This is a genomic window from Pelagibacterium sp. H642 (assembly GCF_031202855.1).
Taxonomy (GTDB): domain Bacteria; phylum Pseudomonadota; class Alphaproteobacteria; order Rhizobiales; family Devosiaceae; genus Pelagibacterium.
This window is the reverse complement of record NZ_CP101829.1, coordinates 1967847-1981488: the sequence shown is the minus strand read 5'-3', so window position 1 is coordinate 1981488 and position 13642 is coordinate 1967847. Positions and strand designations below refer to the sequence as shown.

The 13642-nt window shown below is 63.3% G+C and carries 12 protein-coding genes; 3 read left to right on the top strand and 9 right to left on the bottom strand.

The genetic code is table 11. From position 1 onward, the window contains the following. The first annotated feature begins 74 nt into the window (after positions 1–74). Entirely contained in the window at positions 75–767 is a 693-nt protein-coding gene (locus NO934_RS09710; protein WP_309159759.1) for a WecB/TagA/CpsF family glycosyltransferase, read from the top strand. Positions 768–772: 5 nt separating this feature from the next. Here the strand turns inward: NO934_RS09710 and NO934_RS09705 are convergent, their stop codons facing one another. Further along, positions 773–2149, bottom strand: coding sequence for an oligosaccharide flippase family protein (locus NO934_RS09705; protein WP_309159758.1), 1377 nt, complete (start codon positions 2147–2149; stop codon positions 773–775). 31 nt (positions 2150–2180) lie between these two features. Here NO934_RS09705 and NO934_RS09700 point away from each other — a divergent pair, with 31 nt between their 5' ends. Then, positions 2181–3488: a hypothetical protein gene (locus NO934_RS09700; protein ID WP_309159757.1), complete on the top strand. Its 1308-nt coding sequence runs from the start codon at positions 2181–2183 to the stop codon at positions 3486–3488. A 28-nt stretch (positions 3489–3516) separates the two neighbouring features. On the opposite strand, the gene NO934_RS09695 is transcribed toward NO934_RS09700, so the two are convergent. The 8 genes from NO934_RS09695 to NO934_RS09660 form a co-directional block, all read right to left on the bottom strand. Continuing rightward, entirely contained in the window at positions 3517–4314 is a 798-nt protein-coding gene (locus NO934_RS09695) for a hypothetical protein (RefSeq protein ID WP_309159756.1), read from the bottom strand. Further along, the gene (locus tag NO934_RS09690) at positions 4314–4577 is read right to left on the bottom strand and encodes a hypothetical protein (RefSeq protein ID WP_309159755.1); all 264 of its coding nucleotides are present in this window, start codon (positions 4575–4577) and stop codon (positions 4314–4316) included. Before NO934_RS09690 ends, NO934_RS09695 begins: the two co-directional genes overlap by 1 nt. A gap of 192 nt (positions 4578–4769) precedes the next feature. After that, positions 4770–6212, bottom strand: a complete 1443-nt coding sequence (locus NO934_RS09685) for a mannose-1-phosphate guanylyltransferase/mannose-6-phosphate isomerase (protein ID WP_309159754.1) — start codon at positions 6210–6212, stop codon at positions 4770–4772. A 1-nt stretch (position 6213) separates the two neighbouring features. After that, positions 6214–7608, bottom strand: coding sequence for a phosphomannomutase (locus NO934_RS09680; RefSeq protein WP_309163697.1), 1395 nt, complete (start codon positions 7606–7608; stop codon positions 6214–6216). Between the two features lie 90 nt (positions 7609–7698). Continuing rightward, on the bottom strand, positions 7699–9849 hold the full coding sequence (locus tag NO934_RS09675) for a Wzz/FepE/Etk N-terminal domain-containing protein (RefSeq protein WP_309159753.1): 2151 nt from the start codon (positions 9847–9849) through the stop codon (positions 7699–7701). A 19-nt stretch (positions 9850–9868) separates the two neighbouring features. Continuing rightward, a complete protein-coding gene (locus NO934_RS09670) occupies positions 9869–10669 on the bottom strand; it encodes a metallophosphoesterase (protein WP_309159752.1) in 801 nt (266 codons plus the stop codon). Next, positions 10666–12045, bottom strand: a complete 1380-nt coding sequence (locus NO934_RS09665; RefSeq protein WP_309159751.1) for an O-antigen ligase family protein — start codon at positions 12043–12045, stop codon at positions 10666–10668. Before NO934_RS09665 ends, NO934_RS09670 begins: the two co-directional genes overlap by 4 nt. Next, the gene (locus NO934_RS09660) at positions 12046–12720 is read right to left on the bottom strand and encodes a hypothetical protein (protein WP_309159750.1); all 675 of its coding nucleotides are present in this window, start codon (positions 12718–12720) and stop codon (positions 12046–12048) included. It abuts the gene before it with no gap. A gap of 194 nt (positions 12721–12914) precedes the next feature. Between NO934_RS09660 and NO934_RS09655 the strand changes: the two genes are divergently transcribed. Beyond that, positions 12915–13496: a transglutaminase-like cysteine peptidase gene (locus NO934_RS09655; RefSeq protein WP_309159749.1), complete on the top strand. Its 582-nt coding sequence runs from the start codon at positions 12915–12917 to the stop codon at positions 13494–13496. Positions 13497–13642: the final 146 nt, after the last annotated feature.

Sequence of the window (13642 nt, the reverse complement as noted above, 5' to 3'; positions counted from 1 at the left end):
CCTCCACAATCCCTTCTGTCGTCATCGGTGGCTTCCCCACGGCAAGCGTCACGTGCAGCCAACTGGCCGAAACAATGGTTCAAGACTGCCTTGCTGCCCGCGCCCGGAGGGATACATGGCGTCCCCGGCTTGTCTTCTCATCCAACGGCCAAGGCATCGCCCTGGCCGGCCAGGATCCCCAATTTGCCAGCGCGATGGCCCAGGCCGACATCGTCCACGCCGATGGCATGCCCGTGGTGTTTGCCTCGAAACTGACCGGCAAGCCGCTCCCCGAGCGCATCGCGACCACCGATTTTTTCCACGACGCCGCCATGGTTGCCGCCCGGCATGGGTTCAAATTCTTTATCCTGGGGGCCACCGACGCCCAGAACAAGGCAGCGGTAGAGGCCATCGGCAGGACCTATCCCGAGGTCCAGATCGTCGGCCGTCACCACGGTTATTTCGATGACGCGGACGATGAACGGATCTGCGCGACGATCCGCGCCAGCGGTGCCGAAATCCTTTGGGTCGGATTGGGCAAGCCGCGCCAGGAGTTCTGGTGCGTGCGCAACCGTCATCGCTTGGCGGGTATCGCCTGGATCAAGACCTGTGGCGGCCTCTTCGCCTTCCTTGCCGGCGACGCTCCGCGTGCTCCCAAATGGATGCAGCGGTTGGGGCTCGAATGGCTCTATCGCATGCTGGACGACCCCAAGCGCCTGGCCTGGCGCTATTTCACGACGAACCCATATGCATTCTACCGGCTTTTACGGCACACAGAGCGCCGGTAAGGCGGTCATTCGAACGAAGCGCGGCGCCGATAGATGTTGATGCCTGCCGCCGCCAGTCCGACGGCACCAAGAGCTGTCGCCACCACAATCTGCTGGGCGAGGTGCCCGCCGTCCCTCAGGAAAAACCAGGTTGCCACCGACAGCACACAATAGAGCAGCGGGTAGGCCACCTCACGGGTGACCGCGACCTTATGGGCTTTCCGGCTGCTGAGAATGACCACGCCGCAAATGCCAAAAATGTTGGCGGCAACCACACCCCAGGCGATGAGCAACGCATTGCCGCTGAACCTGGCAAACGCCGCAAACAGCACAAAGACCAAACCCGCTGCCGCGTAAACGATGGGCAGCCGATCCAGGCGTCGCGCACCGATAAGCGCATAGGAGGAGTGGAAAGTGTCAAAAGTCTCCACCGCCGCCGAAATCGACAGCACAACGGCAAACGTTAAGAGAACTGCGGAATAGGTTCCGAGCGAGACGAACAAGAGATCGGCGGCAACGATCCCGGCCACGGCACTGATCGCCGCGCTCCAGGCCACGACCAGCGAATTTGCCTTCCATCGGACCTTGAAGGCTTCCTCGTCACGATCATAGAGCCTGGCCAGCCTGGGAAAGAAGGCCGCATGCATCGCCCCGCCCAATGTCTGCATAGGGCGCCGGACCAGATCGGACGCCAGCCCATATGTGCCGGCCATCTCGGCCCCGAAAAGGGCGCCCACAACAACCCGGTCTCCCCGATCGTAAAGCTGTCGGATGATTGCGGTCAGGCCAAGCCCGGCATAGCGCCTGAACATCCCGAAAAGCCTGGCAAAACTGCTCCCACCTCCCAGGCGCCGCCGGCAAATCAGCGCGGCGAGCCCGGTGTTGACGCCATAGGCGGCGAGGGTCCAGGCGGCCGATGATGTATAGACGGCGACGCCGGCGACAAGCAGCAGCGCCAAAAGACCGCGCCCCGCATAGGCGAGGGAAAAACGCCCCCATTCCTCTTTGGCGGCGGCAAAACTTGTCTGGCACAAAAACGCCAGCTCGACAGCCACAACAAGCCAGCACAGGACCGTATAGAGGGCTGCGCGCTCTCCCCAAAAGAAATAAACCGCAGCGTAAAGCAGGGCGGTAGCCAGCGCGATCAGGAGCAGCAGGTGATCGACTTCCCCTTGCGTTACGGCCTGTTCGCCGTCATCCGCCTCCCGCAAGATGGCGCTCGATAACCAATGACCGCATACATATTGAAGCATGGCGGCAATCGATATCGTGATGGTGTAGACACCGAACTGCGAAGGCCCAAGTATAGTCGCGAGTACGACAACGAGTAAAAACGCCAACCCCGCCTGAAAAATCCTGGAAATCGAAGCATAAGAAGCGCCCCGAGCCACGGCAGAACCCATGTCAATTGCCCCAAATCTACATGCGCCAGGGATGCCGGAAGTTCAGCGGGCGTCATCGAGCAGCGACACGCGAAATTGGGTGCTGTTTGCCTTTATCGCCCTGCTCTTAGGTCTCGAAATCCTGGTTGTTCCACTCGCCGGTCTTTACCTCTCATGGACGTACCGCAGTGTTCCTTATCGATCCAGCCTTTTGCTGCCGATCGCCGCGCTGGTGCTGGCCCTGGCGGCGGCGACAGTCATCGGTGTGGTGCGCGACGGCGCTTACGACCGTGCGCTATCTTCGATCTATAGCATCGGGATCTTGGTCGGCGGAACGCTGCTTGCCATCGGCACCATCAAGCACCTTTATCGCCAGGCCCAGAACCGGCACGATCCTAGAGATTTTCGCGAAGTGTTTCTCGAACAGATCGGCATGTTGAGCCACCGGCTCCTGCTGTTCTGCCTGCTGCTTTTCGGCGTCGGCATCCTGGCGTTCGCCCTCACCGGGTCCGAGGTCCTCTCGTTTCCGACGCTGCTTTCCGGCTTTGCCGATAGCGACACCGAAATGCTGCGATATCTCGCCAGCACGCGCATCTACCGCCCCGATTGGGGTTTTGGCTCTTTCGCCGCCCCTCGCTTTATCTATTTCGCGCGCTGGGACACTGCCGGCGCCATCATCGTCTCGCTCGCCGGCAATCTGGCCGCGGCATATTTCTGGGCCGATGGCAGGAAACGAGACTTTGTCCTAACCGAGGCCGTCACCATCCTCCTGATCGTCTCGACGCTCAGCCGGACCGTTATCGGAATTCATATCGGGGTCAGTGTTCTCACATATCTATGGATCAGCCGAAACCGGATGGTACTGGGTTCGCTCCTCCTGGTTTTCGCTTCCATCCTCGCCGGACTGCTCCCGCTCCTGGTCGATTTCGCCTCATCGTTCAGGCAGTATTCCACCAATGACCGGTTCGATCTCTATGGGGCAGCGCTTTCGCAATTTATCGCCGGCGACCCGTTTTTGGGTCTGGGATACAAACCCAAGGACGACCCATCCCTGCAATACGCCGTAGGCAGTCACTCCATGCCGCTGTCGTTCCTGACGCGCGGCGGATTACTTGCGTTGACCTTCGCAATCCTGGCGTTCTGGATATTGCCGGTAGCGCGCGGGGTCAGGTCCGTCCTCTCGCATGACCCGTTCAAACGAAAGACGGCACCCTTCTGGGTGCGAGGCATCGCCGTTGTCGGCGCCTGGTCTCTGTTCCAGGAAATCGATACCTCGATACTGACCTACACGGCGATCATAATGTTCCTGCTCTCGGTCGATCTCCTGTCTCGTCGACCGATTGCCATTCACCCCCGATAGGTGAAGGTGTAAGCCTCGCTACCGAACGTCATTCGGCCTGGACCGTCCCGACCTCCTCCAGATATACCCGCAACGCCCCATGCAGCGTGCCATATTGCGCCTCCGTCAAACCACCGCCGATCCAGGCGGCCGCACATTGGCGCTGCGAACGTCCGCTCAACCCATTGGCACCCAAAATATGGAAGGAGAGGTTCGGAACACCGGTCGTGCCCGCCTCCGCCGTCTGGAGCGTTCCCGCGTTCGCCCGCACCGTTCGGGTCGCGCCGTCGACCCGCGAAACGCTGAACAGGCCAGTCGCCCCGCTCACCGCAAGATGAAGAAACGTTTCATCGTTGAGATAAGCGGGAAACCATGCGCCGGGCCGGAAAATGCGCATATCCGCTCTCACGGTCGCCGATTGAAACGCCCCCATATCGTAGCTTTCGCTCGCATGGTTCGTGAGGCTCCAGAACCCGAACGAGGCATCATCCTCGCGATAATTGAGCCCGCTGGTCGCCGGGTTGAGGCCCGTATCGAGGTACCCATTGCCATCGCCCTGATAACCTCGGTCCGCCGTAAACACCGGCGCGCCGCCGGGGACGATATTGTAGCTGTCGGCAACCCAGTTGCGCTGCGCCGCCTGTGCGTCGTGAGCCGCCAGGACATAGAGCGCATCGAGCCGCTGCCACACCCCGCCCGCCTTGAGCGCCCCGATCAGCCGGTTAATCGCGGCCATGCGCGCCATGCTCGGCTGGACGGAAAACCGCGACAGCAGCGCCTGTGTCTCTGCCAGCAATGACTCGTGAGCCCCCGCACCCGAAAGCGAAAGTGAAAGCGCGATCTCCATCAAACGAGCCCCACCAGATCGCCGGCATCTGTCCCGCTGGCCATGATCCGCGCCGCGCAAACCGGCAGCACGGTGCCGCCGGCAACATTGGCAAACCGGACCTCCCGCCCCCAAGCCGAGACGACGGCAAGATTGCCGGCGCTGCCGACATAGATCGCCCGGGTCACCTGCGGCAGGTCGTTGAAATCATCGGGCGTGATGGCGAAGAAATCGCCCGCCGGTCCGCTCGCGCTGCTCGCCCGCCCTGAAAAATCTGCAGTCATCGTTTCTGGCTCCAGTTGCCGTTATCGCTCTGGCGCCATCATCACCCAATCTGGCAGGGCGGGGATAAGTTTCGTTGTGTCGAACGATTAGATGTGAGCGTTTCCAGCAAAAGTGGGTACCATTTTGCGGTTCGGAAACGCGACAAAACAAAGGGTTAGAGCCGGGGAGTTGATTCAATCAAATCCCCGACTCTAACTGCGGCCGAACTCGTCTTCGATGCGAATGATGTCGTCCTCGCCCAGATAATCGCCGGTCTGCACCTCCACCACTTCGAGTTCGATCTTGCCGGGGTTGGAAAGCCTGTGGATCTCGCCGCGCGGAATGTAGATGCTTTCGTTCTCGTGCAGCAGGCGCACGTTCTCGCCCACCTGCACCTCGGCGGTGCCGCGCACCACCACCCAATGCTCGGAGCGGTGCAGGTGCTTTTGCAGGCTCAACCGGCACCCCGATTTGACGAACAGCCGCTTGACCTGGAACCGCGCGCCATTGAGCACCGAGGTATACCCGCCCCAGGGCCGATAGCTCGTGCGGTGGATTTCGGTGAAATGCCGGGTCTGCGGATCGGCCTTGAGCCGTTTGACCACCTCGCCCACCGATTGCGCCGCCGATAGCCGTCCCACATAGACAGCGTCCTCGCTCGCGAGCACGGCGACGTCGTCGAGCCCGTCGAGCACCACATGATGGCTTTCCGACATCACCAGCGAGCGCGACGCCGCGTTGAGCGTCACCTTGCCCACGCCCAGATTGTCCGCTGCATCGCGGGCCCCGCTCTTCCACACCGCGTTCCACGATCCCAGATCCGTCCACTGGATCGTGGCCGGCACCACCGCGGCCAGATCGGTATTTTCAAAGATCGCATAATCCACCGATATCGAGGGCGCCTGGGCAAACGAGGCTGCATCGAGGCGATAGAAATCGAGATCGGCCCGTCCCTTGTCCACCGCCGCGCTCGCCGCTGCGAAGATTTCAGGCGCCAGCTTTTCGCACTCGGCAAGAAAGGCCGATGCGGTGAACAGGAACATCCCCGAATTCCAGTAATGCGACCCCGCCGCGATCATTGTCGCCGCCTTTTCCGCGTCGGGCTTTTCGACGAACCGGGCCACCCGCCGGCCGCCGGACGGCAGGCTTTCGCCCGCTTCGATATAGCCGAATTCGGTGGCCGGTTCGGTGGGGTCGATCCCGAAGGTCGCAAGCCGCCCCTCCCGCGCCACTGCTTCGGCAGTGTCCAGTGCCTGCGCATAGGCCTTATCGACAACGATGCCATGGTCCGAGGGCAGCACGTGGATGAGCGGATCGCTGCCGTCCTGGGCTGCCATCAGGCTCGCGGCAACGATCGCCGGCGCGGTGTTGCGCGCCACAGGTTCGAGCACGATGCTGGCTGGCACGATGCCGATTTCATGGGCCTGCTCGGCGACCAGAAACCGGTAATCCTCATTGGTGATGACGATCGGCGCACCATAGCGCGGATCGTCCTTGAGCCGCAGCAGGGTCAGCTGGAACAGGCTGTGCTCACCCAAAAGCGCCAGGAACTGCTTGGGCCTGGCCGTGCGGGAAATGGGCCACAGCCGCGTGCCGCTCCCCCCGGCGAGAATGACAGGAACGATTCGTCGGGCCTGCGAAACCGGCATATCCATTCTATCGGGTCCCCTCGAAATAGGCGGCGAGCCTGGCCATGGTCATGGCAAGCATCGCCTTTGTTGTCTGGGCGCTGTCGGTCTCGACATAGCATCGGAGTTCGGGTGCGTTGCCCGACTGGCGGAAATGGACGATCGTGCCATCCTTGGCAACGAGCCTTGTACCGTCCCTAGTATCGATGGTTTCCGGCGCCACGAAGTCTTCTCCGAACCGTGCCCGCAACTCGCTCGATTTGGCCAGGTCCGCCACCAGTGCCTTGCCGGCCTCGGGCGACACCTTTTTAAGTCGGTCAGCCCGCATCACGCGCCTGGGAAGCTCGCCCACGAGATCGCCCACCGGCACGCCCCGGCGCACCGCCTCGGCCAATACCGCGATCAACGGAACCATCGCATCCCGGGTTGCGAGCGGGGTAAGCTTGCCGAACCGGCTCCCCATAAGAAATCCGCCATTGGCCTCGAACCCGACGACGCCTTCATCCCCGGCTTCAGCCATAGCCTCCACCACATAGGGCGAACCGATCCGCGTCCGCTCGACCGTCTCGAACCATCCGCTCATTTCGAGCGCCCCGGTCGAGGTCAGCGGCGTCACCACTATGCGCGCGCCGAGCGCCCGCGCCGTCAGCGCACCCAGCACATCTCCATTGACCTGCTCGCCCGCCGCATCGATCAGCAGCGGCCGGTCGCCATCCCCATCGGTCGAGACGATGGCATCGAGCCCATGTTCGGCCAGCGCCGCCCTTAGCTCCGCCATCACATCGGGCTCGACAGCCTCGGTATCGACGGCGACGAATTTTTCGCTCCGCCCGATCGAAACGCATCGGGCTCCCAGAACACCCAGCACGCGCCCCACAATGTCCCGACCGACCGCTGAATGCTGGAAAATCCCGATCTTGAGCCCCGCCAGGGCGCCCGGCGCAAAAGCCGTGAGGTAGCGCGCTTCATAACCATTGCTGATGCGCGGATCGACCGGCGGCAGGCCCGGCACGAAGGCCGTCCCCTCGCCTTCGAGCAGCGCCCGAGCCTCGCGCCCGATCGGCTCCTCGTCGCTTTTGAGCAGTTCGCCATCGGGTCGGTAGAATTTGAGCCCGTTATAGTCGGCCGGAATGTGGCTCCCCGTCACCATGATCCCCGGCACGCCATGCTCTAGCCCGGCCAGCGCCATCGCCGGCGTCGGCACCTTGCCCGCATTGACCACCCCCCAGCCAAGAGCTTCGACCGCCCCGCCCACCAGGGCGGCAATCCCAGGGCTCGACGCCCGCAGATCGTATCCCACCACCACCTCTCTGTCCCGTGCCCCCGCGCAGGCGGTCTGGAGAAAGCCGGCGACATAGGCCATGACGATTTCAGGCGTGAACCCCTCGGCGAGGCCCCTGAGCCCGGAGGTTCCGAAGGCGATGGCTGCAGGCGCGCTAATGGGTATCCTCCCGATCTGACGTTTCGCTTAATGATTGTTTTATGCCGGCGGTCCTGTCACGTCCAATGCCCATTATTCCTCGTAATATCCCTGATAGCTCTTGCCATACCGCGCCTGACCGCCCGCCTGCTGGTTGAGCACGGCAGCCACCGGCGCATCGGGGGTCTTGGCCTGCTCGAGCCGGCTTATCGCCGTGCGCACCTCGCTCTGGGCGGTCGCGGACCAGCGCACCACGAACAGCACCGCATCGGCGTATTGGGAGAGGTAGAGCCCGTCGACCACCGGCAGCACAGGCGGCGTATCGAGGATGACCAGGTCGAAATTCTTGACCGCCGCCGCGATCAACCGGGTAAAGGCGTTGCCGGTGATCAACTGGTCGGTGGGAATGTCCGAACGCTTCGAGCCCACCACGACGCTGAGCCCCGTGTCCTGGTCGCGCAACACGATCGAGGCGAGCGTATCGGCTCCCGCCCTTCCGGCCAGATATTCGAACAGCCCCAGTTCTGGCTCGATGCCGAGGTTCTTGTGGATCGCCGGCCGCCTCAGGTCGCAATCGATGAGCAATGTGGACTTGCCCGATTGGGCATAGGCCCGCGCCAGCGACAGCGCCAGCGTGGTCTTTCCCTCCTGAGGAACCGAGGAGGACACCATGATGACCTGCCCTCGCTCCTCCTCGGGCTCATTCCCCGCTGCTCCGCTTTGGCGGGGGAAGCGTTTCCGGCGCAAGTGCTGATCCAATCCCGCCTGGACCCGCCTTACCGATTCCGCATAGTGCGAGAGCGGTGCCGTGATCACCATATCGGCTGCCGCCTCGGCATCGAATGAGAGCCTTTGCAATGGAATTTCGCCCACCACCGGCAGACGCGTTACCAGATGCAACTGGCCTTCGCTGGTGAACCCTCCCAGGAAGTTCTCGTAGATCACCGCCAGCCCCACCCCGAACCCCAGCCCCGCCAACCCGGCCAGTGCCAGGATCAGCCTTGTGTTGGGAAAGCTCGCCTCGCTCGGCGGCAGTGCGGGCGAAACGATACGGCTGTCGGCGATCTGCAATTCGGCCTGCACCTGCAAATCCGCGCTCTGGGCCAGAAGCGATTGATATTGGTTGCGCGCCAGATCCGCCGATTGCTGGTATTGGTAAAGCCGGGTCAAAGCCTCGACCGGCAGCTCGCTTGCAAGCACGTCCGAACGGATCTGCTGGCGCAGCCCGACCGCCTGCTCGTCCAGCTCTGCCACTTGCGTGCGTAAACCCAGGAGTTCGGCATCGGCCCGGTCGGCAAGCTGGCCTTCGATGGCGGCCAGTTGCTGGCGCAGGTCGATGGCGACAGGCGAATCCGCCGCCGCCTCTGAAAGGCTGGCGGCCAGCGTCTGTCGCTGTTCTTCCAATTGCGCCACCGCATCGGATTCGAGCTGAGCCATCAGTGCCACCCAATCGCGCTCGGCCACCGCCGCGCCCACGCTCTGGCTCAGCGACAGCAGCGCATCGCGCCTGCCGGTGATCCCCTGCAGGTCGTCGCGCAGCCGGGACACGGAACTTCCGGGATCGGCGGCGAACTGCTCGATATTGGCGTTGATGAAGCCGTCGAACGCCTCCTCGGCGCGTACCATGTTCTGGCGCGACAGATCGAGCCGCGCCCGCAACACCTCATTGGCCGCCAGAACCCCCTCGATCTTGGCGCGCGTCTGATCGGCGATATAGGCTTCGGCCACCGCATTGGCCAATTGCGCCGCCTTTTGCGGATCTTGCGAACGGACGTCCACCGAAATCAGGTAGGTGGCCCCGCGCCGCTGTACCGAAACGGCGACCCTGAACCTGTCGAGCACCGAGCGCAGCGCGGTCTCTCCCTCGGGCAGATCGGGGGCCCCCAGCCGGAGGAAGGCCATGAACCGTTCGCGCAGCCCCAGCCGTACCCCGAATTCTGGATCGGCGAGCAACCCTTCCCGTGCAATGACGTCCAGCAGCACCGCATCCGAGCGCAGGATCTCGACCTCCGAATCCACGCGCGCAGTATCGGTTGCCGCATTGGTCCTCTGGGTTTCCGGATCGAGAAGCGTGCTGCGCGAGGCATCGACCAGCACCAGAGCCGAGGCCGTGAAGGTCGGGGTCAGCGCCAGGATGGCGAGGCCGGCAAGCCCCAGGCACGCGGCAAGCGTCGCCAGGATCAGCCCGAACCTGCGGCGCAGCAGGTTCAATATGCCGCCAATGTCGATGTCCTGATCGTCCATGATCCCCCCAGATCTGCCGCTAGCCACACCGGCTCGGCGCCGATTGTTCGATAAGTCTCGGCGCCTGGTCCTGGCTCAGCCGCACCGCCGTCAGCCGCCCGGTCATGAAAGCCCCCGTGTCGATGGCGATGCGCGCCTCTGAAACCAGAGCCTGTTCCATAATCGTGTGCCCATGCACCACGCATCCCTCCGGCCCCGGCGCCAGCGGGCCGGACGGATAGCGGAACCATCGCAGATCGGTGTCGGACTGTTCGTCCATCCCCAAACCGGGTTCCAGCCCGCCGTGAACCAACACATAGCCGGGGACCTGCATGGCAACCGGCAGGTTGGCCAGAAAATCCCGATGCGCCTGCGGCACATGCGCCTCCAGCACCGCCCTGTTGGCCTCCCAATTGCGCGCCCTCGGGTCGAGCCGGAATGGGCTCACGCCATAGGACGCCAGCGTCTCCAGCCCGCCATAGCGGCACCACCATTCGAACCCTTCCGGACCTTCGAAGGCGGCAAGCATGGCTTCCTCATGATTGCCCGAGAGGCAGAAGCGCCGAAATCCCGCTTTTGGCGGCGCCATCACATGCTCGATAACCTGCGCCGAGGCCGGCCCGCGATCGACCAGATCCCCCAGCAGCACCACCCAAAGGTCCTGATCGGCGCCCCCGGCATTCTCAATGATCGCATCTTCAAGCGCCAAGAGAAGATCGAGCCGGCCGTGCACGTCGCCGATCGCATAGAGCACGCGGGGAAAATCGCTGCTCGACAGCCGGGGCGCGCCGGTTCGGGGCGCTTCACCGGAAGCGAAAAGGCGCGAAAACAACCGCTTCATCGGCTGCGCCCACCCTGGCCCGAACCCGCCAGCCCCAGGGCCAGGAATGCCGCGAAAAACAAGGCATTGGCTTGTATTTCAAGCGAGAAATCGACCAGCGAGTGCAGCCCCGCCATTGCCGTCACCCCAAGCGCCACCAGCGGCAGCAGCCAGTCGCTTTGACGAGCGTGAAAGAGCACGGCACATCTTAATGCGATCATCCCCACCACAAACAGCGGAATGGAACCCGCGATGACCCCATAGTCGGCCCAGAGCGCCAGATAGGTCGAATGCGCCTTGTCCCACACAAGGTCCGGACTGACAGGAACCCGATGAAACAGCGGAAAGGCCACCTCGAAGCTTCCGCCGCCGAAACCGAGAAATGGGCGGGCGGCGATCATCTCGCCCACCTGCGCGTAAAGCGCCGCCCGGACATCGAAATCCCGCTCGACACTCCGAAGGCGCTCGGCCCACCCGGATCCAAACAGCACCGCTCCCAACCCCACGACGGCCAACGCCAAAAGCACCGTCCACACCGGCATGCCCGGATGCGTCCGCCCCATCTTGATCGCGAAACCACAAAGAACGATCAGGCTTCCGGCCAGCCCCGCCGCCACTCCCATGCGCGATTGGGTGAGATAGAGCGCTGCAACGAGAACCGCCAAACCGGTCAGGGACACCATCACACTGGCCGTCAACCGCGGGCGAGTCCGCGCGATAGCCTGCCCGGCCAGCCCTGTGCCCACGACCAGCCCGAAGGCGAGAAATGTGGCATAGGCGTTGCGGTTGACGAAGGTGCCGGTCGCCGAACCCGGATAAGCCCATTTCTCAAAGATCAGCACCGTATCGCCGAACTGGGTCAGCGCCAGAAGCCCATAGATGGCATGCGCCACGATCACCGCGAACAGTGCCCAGGCGATTGTCTGCGCCCGCCCCCGATTGGCGCCGACCTGCAAAACGAGAAAGAAAAACACTCCCAGGGTGGCGAACTGGACGAGCCCAAAAAGACTTGCGCCCGGCGCGAGCGAGAGCACCGGTGCGGTCACGCTCCCATTGGGCCCGGCAAAATCGGTTTTGATGGGCAGTAGCATCTGAAACGCCGCAAATGCGCAAAACGCCAGCCACAAAACGGCAATTCCCGCCACCGCTCCAAGCGGCACGCGGAAGCTTTGGCGCCGCACCATGATCGCAATGCCGTAAAGCGCTCCCGCACCGCCCACCGCAACCGCGTTGATAGCCCAGAACGCGGGACGGTTCGCGCCCAGCGGAATGGGAAGAACAAACAGGAAGACGACCAACACAACCGCCGCCGCCCGGTTAAGCCGCCGCCCCTCCCTCCTGTGGCTCACCCCCGAGGCCACGCGGGTCATTTCCAAGCCTGCCAGATCGATCGACATCTAGCGCCTCGCCTCCGGCGCTTGAGAGCGCACCAGAGAGACGAACCGCTCCTGGATATCCTCGGGCAGCGTTTCGACAACCGCTGTCACCCGTTCGCGAAACTCGAGGTTCGACACATAGCGCGCAGCGATGGCACCGATGCCGCGTTCCGATCGCGCCAGAAGCGCCAGGTCGGTCAGGTGTCCCGTCTGGCCATAAGCCCCAAGGATCTCATAATGGTCCTCGGCCAGCGCCACGCGCCGTTCGGCGATCCATTGTGCATTGGCGCCCACCCTTTGCGAACGCCCCAGCGCTGCGTCGGCCTCATTGCTCCGCCCCAGCGCAAAAAGCGCCATCGCCTCCACAAGATGTCCATAGGAAAGGCTCGGCGTGGCGCCGGTCGCCTCCCGCGCCGCCTCCAGGCAATGGCTGGCGATGGCGGCAATTCTCGCGCTGGGCGAAAGCCGGAAACCCAGCCCGCCCATGGCCTCTTCGCAAATACGCAGCGAGACATTGGCGCCGAACACCGAGGGCGGAACCGGTGGTGCGTCCTCGGCGAGTCGGGCCAGGATTTGGGCGCTCGGCGCGAACGAAAACCGGAAAGGCGCAAGTTCACGCGCCGTGAGATACACCCCGCCCGCTCCCAGCAGCAGGGCCACCACGGTCAGCATCATCCCATTGACAACAGAAGACATTCTGCAGCGCCCAAACCACCCACAAGAACCATGCCCGGATCACCCATCCGGGGTCAAGCGCCGCCGACATAGCGGGATCGATATGGTGTTCCCCCGATGGGCAGCAAATTGTTTCCGATTACCCTGCAAGATGACGGCAAGCCGATTCACGCCGGCGCGGCCAAACTATCCGCTCCCAGTTGGAGACACGGACGATGCGTACCCCCTCATGGGCTCTAACCACCGCCCTGGCGCTGGCCGCCGCCCTTGCCGGCCTCTCCGCCGAGGCCCAGACACTTCACCCTGCCGACCATGCCGGACTCGTCCCGGCAACGCAGATCGTCACATCCTCGGCCACGCCTGCCCCCCTCGGTCTGCAAATCTTCTGTCTGCGCGAGCCTACTCATTGCGCCGCTGCGCCCGCCACCGCCCTAAAGATGGACCAAAGGCTGATGAACCTGCTCGCCTCGGTCAATTACGAGGTCAATGCCGCCATCCGCCCCCGGATGCGCTCAACCCAGGTCTGGGAGCTCGGTGCCCAAACTGGCGATTGCAAGGATTACGCCATGAACAAGCGTGCCGAGCTCATCGCCCGGGGCGTCCCCGCCGGCGCCCTGCGCCTGGCCATCGGGCTCACCGCCCAGGGCGAGGGCCATGCGGTGCTGATCGTGCGCACCACCGTCGGCGACTATGTCCTCGACAATCTCACGGCCCAGATCCTGCCCTTCAACCAGACCGGCCACACCCTCACCGCCATCTCCTCACCCGACCCAAAACGCTGGAACAGAGTGGCTTAGAGCCCCAAAACATTTGCATCAGATTCACTGTGCTTGTTGAGGAGTGTTGCAAACTGGGCGCTTGGATGATCACCCTAGGCTGAATTGAGGGTGATATGACCGGTCCAAAGGCATCCCGATCAGCGGCTCGCAACACGCCACCGCGA